This is a genomic window from Vibrio sp. R12-SW3-ISO1, from assembly GCF_059834005.1.
Genome location: NZ_JCBDGK010000041.1, coordinates 51088 through 67662 on the forward strand (window position 1 = coordinate 51088; position 16575 = coordinate 67662).

General features: G+C 49.3%; 13 protein-coding genes and 4 tRNA genes. 6 read left to right on the forward strand and 11 right to left on the reverse strand.

Annotated elements, in window-relative coordinates; all coding sequences use genetic code 11:
- The first annotated feature begins 127 nt into the window (after nucleotides 1–127).
- Together AC6R0R_RS11975 and AC6R0R_RS11980 are read left to right on the forward strand one after the other, a co-directional pair.
- On the forward strand, nucleotides 128–1468 hold the full coding sequence (locus AC6R0R_RS11975; RefSeq protein ID WP_500626846.1) for an MATE family efflux transporter: 1341 nt from the start codon (nucleotides 128–130) through the stop codon (nucleotides 1466–1468).
- 38 nt (nucleotides 1469–1506) lie between these two features.
- Nucleotides 1507–1965 (forward strand): hypothetical protein, encoded by a 459-nt coding sequence (locus AC6R0R_RS11980; RefSeq protein ID WP_500626847.1) that lies wholly within the window; start codon nucleotides 1507–1509, stop codon nucleotides 1963–1965.
- Here the strand turns inward: AC6R0R_RS11980 and AC6R0R_RS11985 are convergent.
- The gene (locus AC6R0R_RS11985) at nucleotides 1930–2934 is read right to left on the reverse strand and encodes a LacI family DNA-binding transcriptional regulator (RefSeq protein ID WP_500626848.1); all 1005 of its coding nucleotides are present in this window, start codon (nucleotides 2932–2934) and stop codon (nucleotides 1930–1932) included. The genes AC6R0R_RS11980 and AC6R0R_RS11985 overlap by 36 nt on opposite strands.
- Before the next feature lie 190 nt (nucleotides 2935–3124).
- Between AC6R0R_RS11985 and cscK the strand changes: the two genes are divergently transcribed.
- Entirely contained in the window at nucleotides 3125–4051 is a 927-nt protein-coding gene (gene cscK, locus AC6R0R_RS11990) for a fructokinase (RefSeq protein WP_500626849.1), read from the forward strand.
- Between the two features lie 79 nt (nucleotides 4052–4130).
- Here the strand turns inward: cscK and AC6R0R_RS11995 are convergent, their stop codons facing one another.
- The 3 genes from AC6R0R_RS11995 to AC6R0R_RS12005 form a co-directional block, all read right to left on the reverse strand.
- Entirely contained in the window at nucleotides 4131–5405 is a 1275-nt protein-coding gene (locus AC6R0R_RS11995; RefSeq protein WP_500626850.1) for an EAL and HDOD domain-containing protein, read from the reverse strand.
- A gap of 30 nt (nucleotides 5406–5435) precedes the next feature.
- A complete protein-coding gene (locus tag AC6R0R_RS12000; RefSeq protein WP_500626851.1) occupies nucleotides 5436–7055 on the reverse strand; it encodes a glycoside hydrolase family 32 protein in 1620 nt (539 codons plus the stop codon).
- A 170-nt stretch (nucleotides 7056–7225) separates the two neighbouring features.
- Entirely contained in the window at nucleotides 7226–8215 is a 990-nt protein-coding gene (locus AC6R0R_RS12005) for a LacI family DNA-binding transcriptional regulator (protein ID WP_500626852.1), read from the reverse strand.
- 237 nt (nucleotides 8216–8452) lie between these two features.
- On the opposite strand from AC6R0R_RS12005, the gene AC6R0R_RS12010 reads away from it, so the two are divergent.
- Entirely contained in the window at nucleotides 8453–9892 is a 1440-nt protein-coding gene (locus tag AC6R0R_RS12010) for a sucrose-specific PTS transporter subunit IIBC (RefSeq protein WP_500626853.1), read from the forward strand.
- A gap of 156 nt (nucleotides 9893–10048) precedes the next feature.
- Here the strand turns inward: AC6R0R_RS12010 and AC6R0R_RS12015 are convergent, their stop codons facing one another.
- The 3 genes from AC6R0R_RS12015 to pheS form a co-directional block, all read right to left on the reverse strand.
- Nucleotides 10049–10288, reverse strand: a complete 240-nt coding sequence (locus tag AC6R0R_RS12015; RefSeq protein WP_500626854.1) for a hypothetical protein — start codon at nucleotides 10286–10288, stop codon at nucleotides 10049–10051.
- 309 nt (nucleotides 10289–10597) lie between these two features.
- Complete coding sequence (pheT, locus tag AC6R0R_RS12020; protein WP_500626855.1) at nucleotides 10598–13018, reverse strand: phenylalanine--tRNA ligase subunit beta; 2421 nt, start codon at nucleotides 13016–13018, stop codon at nucleotides 10598–10600.
- An 18-nt stretch (nucleotides 13019–13036) separates the two neighbouring features.
- Nucleotides 13037–14020, reverse strand: a complete 984-nt coding sequence (pheS, locus tag AC6R0R_RS12025; RefSeq protein ID WP_334550655.1) for a phenylalanine--tRNA ligase subunit alpha — start codon at nucleotides 14018–14020, stop codon at nucleotides 13037–13039.
- A gap of 241 nt (nucleotides 14021–14261) precedes the next feature.
- On the opposite strand from pheS, the gene AC6R0R_RS12030 reads away from it, so the two are divergent.
- Both AC6R0R_RS12030 and AC6R0R_RS12035 read left to right on the forward strand, forming a co-directional pair.
- The gene (locus AC6R0R_RS12030; RefSeq protein WP_500626856.1) at nucleotides 14262–14780 is read left to right on the forward strand and encodes a GNAT family N-acetyltransferase; all 519 of its coding nucleotides are present in this window, start codon (nucleotides 14262–14264) and stop codon (nucleotides 14778–14780) included.
- A 28-nt stretch (nucleotides 14781–14808) separates the two neighbouring features.
- Complete coding sequence (locus AC6R0R_RS12035; protein ID WP_500626857.1) at nucleotides 14809–15912, forward strand: PQQ-dependent sugar dehydrogenase; 1104 nt, start codon at nucleotides 14809–14811, stop codon at nucleotides 15910–15912.
- Between the two features lie 120 nt (nucleotides 15913–16032).
- Here the strand turns inward: AC6R0R_RS12035 and AC6R0R_RS12040 are convergent.
- The 4 genes from AC6R0R_RS12040 to AC6R0R_RS12055 form a co-directional block, all read right to left on the reverse strand.
- Nucleotides 16033–16108 (reverse strand) — tRNA-Gly (locus AC6R0R_RS12040).
- Nucleotides 16109–16136: 28 nt separating this feature from the next.
- Nucleotides 16137–16223, reverse strand: a tRNA-Leu gene (locus AC6R0R_RS12045).
- A gap of 78 nt (nucleotides 16224–16301) precedes the next feature.
- A tRNA-Gly gene (locus tag AC6R0R_RS12050) sits at nucleotides 16302–16377 on the reverse strand.
- A gap of 3 nt (nucleotides 16378–16380) precedes the next feature.
- Nucleotides 16381–16454: transfer RNA gene (locus AC6R0R_RS12055), tRNA-Cys, on the reverse strand.
- Nucleotides 16455–16575 lie beyond the last annotated feature (121 nt).

A 16575-nucleotide genomic window follows, 5' to 3' on the forward strand; every position in this document is an offset into this window, starting at 1 on the left:
CGCATGATTTCATATCATAGCAGAGTGACATAAATGTCATTTGAAAACCAGATCAACAACCACTAACTTAGCGTGATAGAGATCACGAACAAAATCATGACAGCACACAGCCAAGATCGAGAACATTATGAATACCATTTTAAAACTGGCGCTGCCCCTTATCGTGTCGCAACTGATTGCGATGGCACTGGTATTGACGGATGTCTGGATGATGTCACGCCTGAGTATGACCGCCATCGCCGCTGGCGGTTTAGGCGCGTCGGTCTACTCGTTTGTTTTTATCGTCGCCAGCAGCACCGTTGGATGTGTGGCAAACCTGATTGCGATTGCTTATGGGCAAAGAATTGCTCGCCCGGAGTATGGCAACCAACAAATTCGCTTCGCGGTGAAAGGCGCGGTGCTGCTCTCGCTCACGCTCTCTGTGCTATTAATGGTCGCCTTCCAATTGGTACCCTCTTTACTGAGTTACGCCAAGCAGCCCGACGAACTGGTTGAGCTCGCCATGACTTACGTGAATACCTTAAAATGGGCGATGCTGCCCTCTTTGATCCTCCTGGTACTGCGTGGTCTAACAAGCGCGCTCGGCAATGTGCGTTCAATCATAGTGATGTCTCTGCTCACCGTCACGCTCAATGTGCCCATCAGCTACCTCCTCGCTTTTACCTTCGATTTTGGTCTCGCTGGTCTAGGCGCAGGCACGGCGCTCTCTGCCTTTAGTGTTATGCTTGGCTATGGCTACTGGGTCTTTAGCAGTGAAAAATATCGCCCGTATGCCCCTTGGCTAAATCGTGATGAGTACTCGCTCAAGCTCATGATTCCCCTACTCTCTATGGGATTACCTATCGCCATTGCAGCCTTGCTTGAGCACGGCTTGATCTATGGCGGTACCTTGATGGCAGGCGCCATCAGCATCAGTGCTCTTGCACTGCATCAAATTCTGCTGCAATGCTTGAGCTTTACATGGAACGTCAATTTCGGCTTCTCCCAAGCCGCCGCGATACTGGTAGGCCAAGATTTTGGTGCGCAGAACTATAGCGGCATTAAACAAACCGCCATACGTAGCTTTACGATCACCACCGTGGCTAGCGTCATTCTGGCAGGCGGATTTATGCTCTGGCCAGAAGGCATCGCTCATCTATTTAATTTGAGTGCAGACCTCAGCGCCTTGTTGGTCTCAGTGCTCTGGGTCGTGGCGCTGTCGTTTGTTGTTGATGCTTGGCAACTGCTGGCGATCAATCTACTGCGCGGCATGAAGATCGTGATTGCTCCGACCATCATGACCGCGCTCGGCTACTGGTTGTTCGGTCTGCCTGCAGCTTGGCTGTTGATGAAACACCATCAACTCGAAGGGATTTGGGCGGGCATCGGCATTGGTCTAGCGGTGACGGGCGTACTGCTGCTCGCACAATTGATGGCGGCGATACGCAAGCAGAGTCAAACCGTTGAACTTGCGCACGCGGTCAGTTAATCGCTACACTCGCGGTTTTCACCCTAATGTCCCAAATCATGACCGATATTGATATTGAGTTTGAACACATCTGGCTGGAAGTATCGGCTGAGCGTTGGATGCACATCGAACGATTTCTACTCAGTTACTACTGCCTTGCTCACGGTTTAGTGACGAGACAAGGAAAAGCAGACTGGGAGCAATTGCGCGCGAGTACCCCTCGCTCTTTGCAGGTCAACCACATCAAAGGGTGTGAGCTAGAACCTGTCGTCCCTTATGCCGTGGTGGTGGGTGAGATCAAACGTAACTGGCGAGACGGTGAGTTGACCAAACCGCTGCTAAGGCGACTACTACAAAGTTTGCTGCATTTTGTTGTCATCACCAAAGCTGAAAAGAACCGATTAAAAAAGGCGGGCCTGCTAAACGCCATGCCCGCCGAGTGGTATCAAAGTGATAAACAGCACCTAGATTGCCGCTTTACGTCAGCGGGTATCTCGATAATGGATTTTGGCCGCTAGGCTACGCTGCAACTCTAGGGGCTCATCACTCTCAAGTAACTGTTTACCACACTCAAACAGTGCCAGTGCAATTTGCTCACAATCTTGCTCAATGGAATCGATCGTCAGCGGTAAACAATCAAGGATTGAATAGTTATCGAATGTCGCGAGACGAATGTCGGCATTCAATAGCTTGTGTTCACTGAGATAACGGAGCACGCCTTCCAAAATGGAATATGAGGCGGTAAAAACCGTTTGGGGCAAGCGGCCCATAGACTGGTGCGCCTGCTCAATCAGCTCATAGCCACTTTGAGGTTGATAATCTTTGATCAACACATGCTCTGGCTGATAATCGAGCCCTGCACTGATTAATCCTTGTCGATACCCCTCAAATCGTTCTTGGCTAGTAGAGAGCGTAAGCTGCCCGCCGATATAAACGCACTCGCTGCGCTCGTGACACAGTTTTGCCACCACCTGCTTTGTGGCGGCAGTCGCATCACTTTTCACACCACAAAGTGAGCTGTCTTCAAATACGCGGTCAAAGGTGATGACGGGCGTGTGTTGATTCACATCCAGTAAAAAGTCGGCATTTTTCGCTGCACTGGCCACCAGCAGTAGGTCTACTTGGCGCTCCAGCAAGTGTTTGATGACGGTTTGCTCCATATCGGCATCGTCTTCTGAAGATACTATCAAAAGTTGGTAGCCCACTTCTCGGCTTAGCTGCTCAAGCCTTTTGGCAATAGTGGCGAACCCCATATTGAGGATATCGGGAATCACTAAGCCGACGCTGTAGGTACGACTTGATTTTAACGCACGTGCGTACAAATTGGGGGCGTAGTTGTGTGCTTTGGCTACCGCTAGTACTCTTTCAACCGTCTCTGCATGAATTCGGTGTTTCTTTGCATGTCCGTTAAGCACAAAACTCACCGTCGATTTCGACACCCCTGCCAACGCAGCGATATCTGCCAATTTGAGCCTTTTGCTCATCACCCTCAGCCTTTCTTTCCTCAAAATCGGACCTTATCTTACCCCGCTGGGAAGGAAATACTATCTTTACTCTACCTGGGCCGATTTTTGTCAGAAATTAAACGATCTAAACCACAAAACAATCCGTTTAGCGTTTAGCTAAACCGATTTAGCTTTATAATAGGCCAGTATTTATTTATGCGAGGAACAGAACATGAGCATGATTTGGGTGACAGGTGACGCGGTTGTTGACCTGATTCCAGATTCCGACACCACCTACTTAAAATGCCCGGGTGGTGCCCCCGCAAACGTGGCGGTTGCCATCGCAAGATTAGGCGGCAAGAGTGGATTTTTCGGCCGTGTAGGAAACGACCCACTGGGCCGATTTATGAAAGAGACCTTAACCGCAGAAAAGGTCAACACACAAGGCATGCGGCTTGATGAAGAACAGCGCACATCGACTGTCATCGTAGATCTGGACGACAGCGGTGAGCGCAGCTTCACCTTTATGGTCAAACCCAGCGCCGATCAGTTCTTGATCCCCAGCGATATTCCTGAGTTTGCTGCCGGAGATTGGCTGCATGTCTGCTCTATTGCACTGGCGAATGAGCCGAGCCGCAGTAGTACCTTGGAAGCCATGCGTCGAATTAAACACGCCGGGGGCTATGTGAGTTTTGACCCCAACTTGCGAGAAGAAGTGTGGGCTAACCCTAGTGAGATTATACCGGTTGTTTGCCAAGCGCTTGGGCTGGCAGATGTGCTTAAGTTTTCTGACGATGAACTGACGTACCTCACACAGACCCACTCACTCGATGCCGGATTAGAGGCGATTAAGGGTTACAACAACCGCTTGGTGGTCGTCACGCAAGGCGCGAAAGGTGCGTTAGTGGTGTTTGAGGGAACACAGACCCTACAAGCTGGAAAGGCAATTCAACCCATCGATACCACAGGCGCAGGCGATGCGTTTGTGGGCGGCCTACTGGCTAAACTCTCTCAATACGATCAATGGGATAACCAAGAGGCTATTCATCATGCCGTTGAGTGGGCCAATGGCTGTGGTGCGCTCGCTACAACCCAAAAAGGCGCGATGACCGCACTGCCTTCCGAAAGTGCGCTACGCGATTATATCACTGCACTCTAAGCGCCTTTGATGGAGGATTCATCGCCCCGTTTGGCTCTTCTGAGCAGATGGGGCGATATAATGATCATTGATAGAAATACTAATCGGGCTGCACTGAAAGCTCATTAAGCCACATTGACGCCTCAACATTGCAGCCAATGATATCTTGGTCATTCACGTCTAGGGATCGACGAATCTGATCGATCTTATCCCACTCTGACGCTTCAATATATTCAAATAAATCAATTAACTGCCCCAAAGTCCCGCTTCGATAAATCAATGCTTGCTTAATGGTGCTATCTAAGTGGATATACTGCAAAGCTTCACGCATATCTATATCGAGAATGCCATCGATCAGAGACAGTAAACCGCAGAGGTATGCAAGATTTTTTAAGCTTGATCGACGCATATAATGCACCAGTAATTCCGCCATTTTTGCTCTGTGTAATGACATGAGAAACAAAGCTTCTGGTTTTCCGGGCGCGAGTGAGGAGATCAATACGTAAGTGACAAACTTCTTCAACTTGTCTTCACCAAGATAAGCGACTGCCTGCTTAACGGATTGAATCGGCGCACGAAGCTTGCAACTACCATTGATGAAATTCAGAAGTTGAAGTGATAGGACCGGATTTTTCGCCACAATCTGGCTGATTTCGTCAAAATCAATAATATCTGCAGAGAGTTTCTCAGATAACGACATCAAGTCGGTAAATGACGCGTTAATTTTTCGACTCTTTATGATTTCCGGCTTAGTAAAAAAGTAGCCTTGAAAAAGTGTAAAGCCACACGCTTTAGCCCTTTCAAACTCCTCATTTGTCTCCACCTTCTCCGCAAGAAACGTGATATCGAGATGTTTTAAACCCTCAATCATTAGCGCGCTTTTGGGCATGGAGGTTTGCTGAATGTCGACTTTAATAATATCGATAAGGGGGTAAAACCGTTGCCAGTTCGAATCGAAAACATGATCATCTAATGCGATGGTATAGCCTGCTTTCTTAAGCTTGCTCAGCGCTTGAAACAACGTTTCGTCGGGCTGACACTGCTCTAATACTTCCACCACTAAAGAATCGCTGGGAAAGTCAAAAGGAACACCATCTATCAAGCAACTTTGGCTGAAATTGACAAACCCTTTGTAGGATTCCAACACTCTCGCTTTGTAACTGAGGAAGTGCTCCGCAAGCAGCTTTCGTGTAGCCAAAGAAGAGTCCATATGCACCGGAAAACCGTTATGCTCACCGTCACGGTACAAAAGTTCAAAGGCATGAATCTCTCGATTACTATCTAAAATGGGCTGTCGTGCTATAAATGAGTAACTTGCGGATGCTGGACCCTGATCTTGTTTTTCCTTCGGTGCGAGGTATTCCGATACTGCCATTGGTCGCCCTTTATCAACTTCGACGAACCGCTAAACAAATGGCTCCGTCGTTTGGTTTATATATCTCAGTTCAGCACGGGTTGCCGCTCCCGTCACCGAAATGCCCGTTGACTGAGCATCGACAAACACTCTTGAGGTCATCACCGCCTCACCGCCGTTAATGAATATTTCGACACTGGACGTGTCGACTAAAATCAGTAAACGAACGCTATCACTGGTCAGCGGTACTTCTCGACGTTCATCTTGAGCGCGGTTTTGCGTCTCACGGCGATCTAGTACTAACCGTTGGTGGTTGGCGTCTGCAGTCAAAGCTACCTTTTGCCCATGACCTTCGAAAAGGTTTAACGTCTGCCCCCATTGCAGTTCAACTTCTAGTTGATAGCTGTTTACGTCGAGACGCTGAGTTACATTAGACAATGTTAATGTACTGGAGATTATCATTAGCTGCATCAATTCTTCAACAGGCCATTGATACAATTTCCCATCCCTGTAAGTGAGCTCGCGTGGCGCCGTCAGTTGATGAACCCAACCGTGGTCACTGGATGGCTGATCCACCTCATCAGGTAAGCCCATCCAGCCACACATGACACGTCGACCATCAGGTGTTAACAACGTTTGGGGCGCATAGAAGTCAAAACCGTAATCTAGGTGTACAAAATCCGCCAACTGCAATTGCTGACCATCCCATGATGCGCGGGCAATGCCGTTATGGTGTGGAATGGTATTGAGAGGCGAGAACGATTCGATCCCCTGCGGGCCAAGCACAGCGAACGTCTCCCCACCGAGATCAAACCAATCAGGACACTCCCACATATAACCAAAATCGCCCAACTCATCACCATGCAAAGCGGAGAAAGTCCAGTTGCGCAAGTCATCAGAGCGATACACCGCCAGGCGACCCTTCAGCTCGGTGGTTTGCGCGCCGAGCAACATCAACCACTCTTGCTGGTGACGTATCACTTTGGGGTCGCGAATATGGGCAGTCACGCCTGGTGGCAGCGATTCAATCACTGGGCCATGCTTGATAAAATGAATGCCATCGGTTGAAGTCGCAAGACACTGCGTGGTGTGCCGATCCCGCTGCTCATCAATCCGGGTGTTACCTGTGTAGAACAGCATTAATGTCTCATCATCACTCAGCGCATGACCCGAGAATACGCCATGACTGTCGAACCAATCCGATGGCGTCAATGCCACTGGCTGCCAATGCCAATTGACTAAGTCTTTACTGGTCAGGTGAGCCCAGTATTTGTCTTTGTGCACGCAACCAAACGGGTACCATTGATAGAAGAGGTGGTATTGCCCTTGATGATAAATAAAGCCATTTGGATCATTGAGAAGCCCTTGCGGCGGAGAAACGTGCCACTTAGGACGATATGGGCACGCGACAGGCACCATGGCCTCGCTGAGCGCTTGTTGCTGACGCTTTGCTATCTTTTGCCCAAGCTGGAGAAGCTCGGCTTCTATGTCTGAGGGGCGAACAAAAGTCACTTGCCATTCATCACCAACACGGCTTATGGCCTTGGAGTCGAGTTCATCTGACAAACAATCGCTCTCTTTCACCGCAAAGATCAACCGACTATCGGGGATCAGGACTCGCAGGAGATTCTCTTCACCGCCACACAGCGCAACGTAGTATTCTAACGACATGGCTCAACACCTAAATTTTTGGGAACGTTTGCAAGATTAATCAAAAATGATGGTTTGAGCAAGCAATGAGTCCGTCATGAACCGCACTTCAGTGGTCGTTTTAAGGCTAAGTGCTTGATAGCATGTGTCCCAGTAGCCTAACTGAAGATAAAAATCTGAGTATCAAGGGATCAGCACGTCTCTCGATCAACCCGATGAAACGTTAATACCACTTTACTCATTTCTTGAGGTTGGCCTTCAATCAAATCGAGCAGTAGCTTGGCACCTTTTTCTCCCGCTTTATCAAAGGCATAACCAAAGGTAGATAAACTCGGTGACACCACATAGCCCAGTTCATCATTCCCCACTCCGAGCACTTTGATTTGCTCGCCAACTCGAATGCCACGCTCTTGCAAGGCCTTGATCGCGCCAACGGCAATGCGGTCCGTCGCACAAAATAGGCCATCCAATTGAGGGTATTGCTCGATAAGCGACGGGATCTGCGCATAACCCGAATCAACCGAAAACTCTCCATGACTATGGAACAGCAGAGGTTGTGCGCCGCGCATGCTTAGGGCTTGCTCTAAGCCTTGCGAACGCAAGCTATCGACAGCGATATCGGAGTCTCTTACCCCCATAAAGCCGATGTTTTTGCAGCCCACATCCAATAAGCGGTGACCCGCTTCAAAGCCCACGCGCAAATCATCGTGTACCACACTGGGTATGTTGAACAGAGAGCCATCTTGCCCGACAAGTACTACGGGAACGCGAGAGGCGCGGATAGCATCGACCAATTGCATGTCAATATGGGTCGCATAGAGCACAATACCCTCGACCCGCTTTTGATTAAATACCTGAATGTATTCAATTTCTTTTTCTGACAGCTGTTGAGAGCTCGCCAACAACACGTGTTTTCCTGCGGCTTCAAACGCCGCGCTGATGCCATCAACACCGAGGGAAACAGCGTTTGATGACATACGAGGAACGATGACGCCCACCAAATTGGTTTTCTGCGATTTGAGATCTTTGGCGACCTGATTCACCACATAACCGACCTCTTCGACTGCCTTCATCACTTTTAGCTTGGTGGCCTCTTTCACGCCATATTCATCATTAATGACTCGGGATACCGTCGATTTAGAGACGCCGGCTAACTTCGCGACGTCATGTAGGCTCGCCATCGGAATTCCTTGGGTTAACTTATTGGGATTGTTTGCAAAAATTAGCAAAAAACACCGCAAAAATCACTCTGCTCAAACGATTTAGCAAAAAATATAAACCGATCCATCTCACATAAACATCCAATATTCTTTGACTGAATAGGTTAAATCTCCAAAAATCCATCTTGCAAACGTTCCCAAAGAGAACAAGCGAGAATTGTATATAATCAACAGTAACGAACCAAACTGGGGTCCGGAATGAATTATCCTAACATTGCAAAAGAGCTGCTCACGCTGCTAGGAGGCAAAGATAACCTCCAAGCACTCGCCCACTGCGCGACTCGTCTTCGCCTAGCATTGAAAGACGATTCGATAATCGATGAAGAGGCTATCGGCAATCTCGATGGCGTCAAAGGTCAGTTTAAAGTGGCAGGGCAATACCAAATTATCTTTGGCTCAGGCATCGTCAACCAAGTCTACGCAGAAATGGCGAAACTGACTGGCATGAGCGAAATGTCGACGTCGGACGTTGCCTCTGCGGGTGCACAAAAGCAGAACATCGTCCAACGCGCTGTTAAGGGGCTATCGGACATTTTTGTCCCTATCATCCCTGCCATTGTGGCGGGAGGTCTGTTGATGGGTCTGTTTAATGTGCTGACCGCGACGGGTCTGTTCATTGAAGGACAGTCACTCATTGACGCAAACCCAGGCCTCGCCGATCTTGCAAGTATGATCAACACTTTCGCCAATGCGCCTTTTGTTTACTTGCCAGTTCTTCTCGCTTTCTCTGCCAGTAAGAAATTTGGTGGCAACCCTTTCTTAGGCGCAGCACTGGGTATGTTGATGGTCCACCCAGATTTGCTCAATGGTTGGGGTTTTGGCGGAGCGAGCGTTGCAGGTACGATTCCGACTTGGAACATCTTTGGCTTTGAGATTCAGAAAGTCGGCTATCAAGGTTCGGTTCTACCTGTACTCGTGTCAGCGTTCATCTTAGCGAAAGTCGAAAATGGCCTACGTTCGTTTATCCCATCTGTGTTGGATAACTTGCTGACACCCATGCTGGCAATCTTTATTACGGGCTTCCTGACGTTCACACTCGTTGGACCCATTACCCGCGATATCGGCTTCTTGCTCGGTGATGGCCTCAACTGGCTCTACGACTCGGCTGGCTTTATTGGCGGCGCGCTGTTTGGTTTTATTTACGCGCCGTTTGTTATCACCGGCATGCACCACAGCTTTATCGCTATTGAAACTCAACTATTGGCAGACATCGCTGTGACCGGTGGTACCTTCATCTTCCCGATTGCGGCAATGTCGAACGTCGCACAAGGCGCAGCGGCACTTGCGGTCGGCATCACCACCAAAGAGACAAAACTGAAAGGTATCGCAATGCCATCTGGTATTACAGCTCTGCTCGGTATTACCGAACCGGCAATGTTTGGTGTGAACCTCAAGCTACGCTACCCCTTCATCGCTGCCATCATTGGCGCAGCGGCGGCGAGTGCGTTTGTCACCTTATTCAATGTGAAAGCACAAGCATTGGGCGCAGCAGGACTACCGGGCATTATCTCAATCACCCCTGATAAGATTGGATACTATGTCGCTGGCATGGCTATCTCATTCGCTGTCGCCTTTGGTTTGACATTGGTACTCGGTGCACGAGACAAAGCCAAAGCGGTGGCCACCGCGACGGCCTAACCTAACCCCCGCAGTCAAAGCATGTTTTTGACGCCGAGCCTCGCCTGAGCGGGGCTCTTTTTTTGTGAGTTGAATGTCTTGAAGAACAAAAAACGCCCCATATCACTGATATTGGGGCGTTTTGCTTTTTCAGTTGTGACCTACAGCCACACGAAATTAAGCGCTGATAGGGTATGCGTTGTCAAAGTTCTTACGGATAAACAATGCATGGCAGTAACTTTGAAAGCCAAAACTGCAATAAATCGGGCGCTTGAATTCGTTGCACCAACGAATCCAAACATTGGTCTCTGTGCCTTGATTGTCCACCACGCCATCCCAAAGGAGCGTCTGCGAATTTTCTTGAGTTGGGGTGCAAGCTAACCCCAACTGTTCTAATGCTGTAAAAAACTTTTCCACAACTAACCCTTAATATTCAATTATCTGTATCTATTTCTGTCTTATCACCTTGGTGCAAACGTTTGCTTTTTTGGGCAAAACTATTGCGTCACCGATCTCATCGATACGCAACAACACACTTGGGGGGAGTGATAGTGTAACCTTCACTGAAGCACGAAACTCACGCTCAGCACACATATTTTGTCATACTATACAACATTATTGACAGTAATTTTTTCTGCTTCCGTTGAGATGCAGAGCGATAGAGATAAAAAAGCCCGAAGCGAAGAAGTCGCTTCGGGCTCTCTATTACTCAGTCAATACGGACAATTAATCGCGCAAGCTCGCGCCAAACTTATCCGAGATGTGCGCGACGATGGCGTCAACCGCACCGGCGATGTCCGCATCTTCGAGCGTACGCTCAACCGACTGCAAGGTCAGAGCGATGGCTAGGCTCTTCTTGCCTTCTTCAACGCCTTTACCAACGTAAACATCGAACAGTTTCGCGCCTTTCAAGAACTCACCACCTTGCTCTAGACATGCGGCAACGATGTCGCCAGAAGCGACGGCTTCGTCAACAACGACCGCGATGTCACGACGGTTTGATGGGAACTTAGAAAGCGCTACCGCTTCTGGAATCACTTTGGTGTTGATTGCAGACCATTCCACTTCGAATACGATAGTACGGCCGTTTAGACCAAACTTACGCTCTAGCTCTGGGTGAACGGTACCAATCACACCAACTTGCCTTTCTGTTTCAAGACCAGCATCAACGATGATCGCTGCAGATTGACCAGGGTGAAGCGCTGGGTTCGCAGCTTTATCTTCAGCAGAAAGCGCTGCGAAAGAGTAAGCGGCTTCGTTAGCTGTTAGCTCAAGCACCGCTTCTAGGTCACCTTTAAGGTCAAAGAAATCAACTGTGTTAGTTTCGATGTCCCAATGCTCTTCGCTGCGAGTACCTGCGATAACACCAGCAAGCATTGGCTCTTGGCGCATACCGTTTTCAGCCGACTCACAAGGGATAAAACGTAGGCCGTATTCGAATAGACGAACACGTGGCTGTTGACGTTTTTGGTTGTGAACCACAGTGTTGAGCAGGCCTTGAATTAGACCAAGACGCATTGCTGACATATCCGCAGAGATTGGGAATGGCAGGATGAGTGGCTCAACACCCGGAACGATCAGTTTTTGCTGCTCAGGCTCAACGAAGCTGTAAGTGATCGCTTCTTGGTAACCACGGTCAACAAGTAAGTTACGAACGCGTTTTAGCGGAATGTTCGCTTCAACGTGGTCGTGCATCTTAAGTGCTGCGGCTGGGTTTTGGTTAGGGATGTTATCGTAACCGTAGATACGACCGACTTCTTCAATTAGGTCTTGCTCGATAGCGATATCAAAACGCCATGTCGGTGCTGTTGCTGTCCAACCTGCGTCTGTTGTTTCAACCGCTAAGCCAAGACGCTCTAGAATCTCAACAACATCGCTATCAGCAATGTGGTGACCTAGTAGGCTGTCTAGCTTAGTGCGACGTAGAGCTACTGTGTTTGCTTTTGGTAGGTCAGCTTCTGACTCTACAGCAACAACAGGTGCGACTTCACCGCCACAGATCTCAACAAGAAGTTCTGTTGCACGCTCCATTGCGCTAGCTTGTAGTGCGAAATCCACACCACGCTCAAAACGCATTGAAGAATCCGTGTGTAGACCGTAGCTACGAGCGCGGCCACGGATGTGGTCTGGCGCGAAGAATGCACACTCAAGTAGTACGTCTTTAGTCTCAGTCGTTACACCAGACTCTTCACCGCCAAAGATACCCGCAATAGCTAGAGCTTTGTTGTGGTCTGCAACCACTAGCGTATCTGCATTTAGCTCAGCTTCGTTACCGTCTAGAAGAGTAAGCTTTTCGCCCTGCTCTGCCATACGAACTACGATGCCGCCTTCAATCTTAGCAAGATCGAATGCGTGCATTGGCTGGCCTTGCTCTAGAAGCACAAAGTTAGTGATGTCTACTACTGGATCGATAGAGCGGATACCACAACGGCGCAGTTTCTCTTGCATCCAAAGCGGCGTTTCAGCCTGAACGTTAACGTTTTTAACCACACGGCCAAGGTAGCGTGGACACGCCGCCGGCGCTTTCACTTCGATAGAGACTTGATCATCGATAACAGGAGCCACTGGGTTCACCGCTGGCTCAGTTACGTCAGCGCGGTTGAGAACGCCAACTTCACGCGCCATACCACGGATACTGAAACAGTCCGCACGGTTCGCTGTTAGGTCTACGTCAACGGTTACATCGTCAAGACCTAGGAATTCTCGGAAATCTGTACCGATGACTGCGTCTTCTGCTAGCTCCATGATGCCATCAGATTCAACATCAATACCGAGCTCAGAGAATGAACACAGCATGCCGTGTGATGGTTGACCACGCAGCTTGGCTTTTTTGATTTTGAAATCGCCCGGTAGCACAGCGCCAACCGTTGCGACAGCCACTTTGATACCTTGGCGACAGTTCGACGCGCCACACACGATGTCTAGCAGCTCTTCTGCACCAACATCGACTTTAGTCACACGCAGTTTGTCCGCATCTGGGTGTTGACCACACTCAACCACTTTACCTACTTTAACGCCAGTGAAAGAACCAGCAACAGGTAGTACGTCGTCTACTTCTAGACCCGCCATTGTGATTTGGTGAGTAAGTTCGTCAGTCGAGACTGAAGGGTTTACCCACTCACGAAGCCATGATTCGCTAAATTTCATAGTGATGTATCCCCTGGATTACTTGAACTGTTTAAGGAAACGAAGGTCGTTCTCAAAGAACGCACGCAAGTCGTTGACGCCGTAGCGCAGCATAGTCAAACGCTCGACACCCATACCAAATGCAAATCCAGAGTATTTCTCCGCATCGATACCAACGCTGCGAAGTACGTTCGGGTGAACCATGCCACAACCGAGAACTTCCAACCATTTGCCATTTTTTCCCATTACATCCACTTCCGCTGAAGGCTCAGTAAACGGGAAGTAAGATGGACGGAAACGTACCTGAACCTCTTCTTCGAAGAAGTTGCATAGGAAGTCGTGCAGGATGCCTTTTAACTGAGCAAAGTTGACGTTTTCATCCACCAGCATGCCTTCCACTTGGTGGAACATTGGCGTGTGCGTTTGGTCATAGTCATTACGGTAAACACGGCCAGGTGCAATGAAGCGGAAAGGAGGCTGACCGTTTTCCATTGTACGAATCTGTACACCCGATGTGTGAGTACGCAGCATCAAATCAGGATTGAAGAAGAAGGTGTCGTGATCCGTACGTGCTGGGTGATCCTCTGCAATGTTCAAGGCATCAAAGTTGTGGAAAGCGTCTTCAATTTCAGGACCAGACTCAACATTGAATCCTAGCTCACCAAAGAACTGCTCGATACGCTCAACCGTACGAGTCACCGGGTGCAAACCACCGTTTTCGATGCGACGACCAGGGAGTGTCACGTCGATGGTTTCAGCGGCCAATTTCTCTTCTAGCTCTGCGCGTTGAAGGGCATCTTTACGCGCCGCGATAGCTTGTTGAACCACACCTTTCGCTTTGTTGATCTCTTGACCCGCTTCGCGACGTTCTTCCGGTGGCAGTTTACCTAGGCTTTGAAGTTGAGCCGTCAGCTCACCTTTTTTTCCTAGGTATTGAACACGCACTTCATCAAGTGCGACGAGCGATGTCGCAGCATCAATGGCTGCGTTCGCATTAGCAATGATCTCTTGTAGATGTTGCATCGTTTCCTCATTACCCTATGTCGGTCAATCACAACCGCCATAAGTGGTAGTGTCCATAAGGTTCCCAAAAGGGATTGTGGGCATTTTCAAATAGCTGTACATAGTAACGAATGCCAAGGTCAAATCCAAACCGAAATCGTGATAATTACTGCCTTTGAATGAAAATTCGCCCCAAGCCTTGATAAAACTCTATTTAGGCCTATCGTAGGTAACACGCATTTAAACGGACAAGGAATCAGAATTGGACACACCGAGCTATACCACCACTCAAGACCATACCATCACCCCAATCACAGCGGAACATAACGACGCAATCTGCCATATTATCAAACGTGTCGGGCAAGAGTTCGGTGCCATTGGGGAAGGCTTTGGCCCTTCCGACGCCGAAGTGCTCGCCATGAGTGAGCACTACCGACCGAGCGAACGCAGCCTCTACTTGGTTGCTCTCTTAGATGGCAAAGTCGTTGGTGGGTGTGGTTTGGCGCCGTTTGGCCAATCCGCTACGCGCTGTGAACTGAAGAAATTGTTTCTTTTGCCTGAAACTCGCGGTCTCGGAATCGGCAAAGCGTTGGCGTTGCAATGTTTGGCGTTCGCTCAATCCGCCGGATTTGAAGAGTGCTATCTCGACACACTCGCAAGCATGACGCAAGCCATCGCTCTGTATGAATCCTTAGGCTTTACACACTTAGCCGAGCCAATGGACGAAACAGAGCACAACGGCTGCGACGTATGGATGCTAAAATCATTCATAACGGACTAGTTTTCGGCTCTAACTCAGAGGACGATGTATGACCAAGCTATTTCTCACACGCGCTTTTTTAATCTATACACTTGCTTCACTGAACGTCACTTACGCCACTGCGCAAGTGTCAGAGAAGGAGTGGCAAGCCAATCTTATCGTCTCCGGGCTCAATGTCCCTTGGGGAATCGCCGCTGTCGATGACACCACCTTACTTATCAGCCAGAGAAATGGCGAAATCGGTCAAGTGAATCTCAACACTCAGCGCTACACGGCCATCCATCAAGTCAGCGATGTGGCGGTGTCAGGACAAGGTGGATTGTTGGATGTCGCCCGTTCACCTTTCGAGAGCGATCGCTACTACTTTACCTTCACTAAACGTGTCGGCGATGCGCTTGAAACCGCACTGGCAACTGCAACGATTCAAGCGGGTAAACTCAACCAGTGGCGTGAACTGCTCGTGACAAAATCTGGCTCTGATACCGGTCGCCATTTTGGCAGCCGGATTACCTTTGATGACCAATACCTTTACCTCTCCGTCGGCGACCGTGGTGAACGGCCCAATGGTCAAGATCGTTCCACGCATGCAGGTTCGATATTAAGGCTTCATCCCGATGGTACAGCCCCAAGAGACAACCCTTTTGTTACCGAGAAGGATGCGCAAGCAGAAATTTGGAGCTATGGTCACCGAAATCCCCAAGGACTGTTTTACGACGGCCCGAGTCAAACACTTTGGTCTATAGAGCATGGGCCACGCGGCGGCGATGAAATAAATCTGATAGAAAAAGGCGCGAATTATGGTTGGCCTATCACATCGCACGGCAAAGAGTATTGGGGGCCGCTTGCGGTAGGTGAAGCTGAAGAAGCGCCCGGCGTGACGTCTCCCCGAAAAGTGTATGTCCCGTCTATCGCACCTGGCTCGTTAGTGCTGTATCGCGGCGAGGCCTTTCCTGAGCTGGATGGCAAACTTCTCGCTGGGGCGCTAAAACTCACCCATATCAACGTCTTGACCTTGCAAAACAACAACATCATCGAAGAGACGCGCTTACTGGAGCCTTTAGGTGAACGTATTCGAGATATCGAAGTGCTCCCCAACGGAGGCATCGTGTTTAGTACAGACAGCGGAAAACTGTTTCAACTGACTAAGCCTTAGAGCGCTGGGTGCCTGCGCCGCAGCTAAATCGGCTACAAGTTAAGACGGTGATAATATTCACTGGCAAGGACGATCACCAAAAACCAAAAAGCCCCAGCATTTCTGCTAGGGCTTATAATTTGGAGCGACACACGAGGTTCGAACTCGTGACCTCAACCTTGGCAAGGTTGCGCTCTACCAACTGAGCTAGTGTCGCATAGGTTTGCTAATAACTTAGCGTTAGATGGTGCCCCGGGCCGGACTTGAACCGGCACAGCGCGAACGCCGAGGGATTTTAAATCCCTTGTGTCTACCAATTCCACCACCAGGGCACACAAATCTAAATTTGTGATGCCGTTACGGAAACGTAACACACCATCTAGATATCGAATCATCGCTATCTGAATATTTGGAGCGACACACGAGGTTCGAACTCGTGACCTCAACCTTGGCAAGGTTGCGCTCTACCAACTGAGCTAGTGTCGCAAATGGAGGCGCGTCCCGGAGTCGAACCGAGGTCCACGGATTTGCAATCCGCTGCATAGCCACTCTGCCAACGCGCCTTCGTCGTACCAAGTTAAGCTGCTTGCTTGCTTGCTGCCTTCCTCTTGGGTACGGGATGCATTCTACGGATTCGAACTTGTTCGTCAACACTAATTTTTATTTTTTGAATCGTTTGTCTAA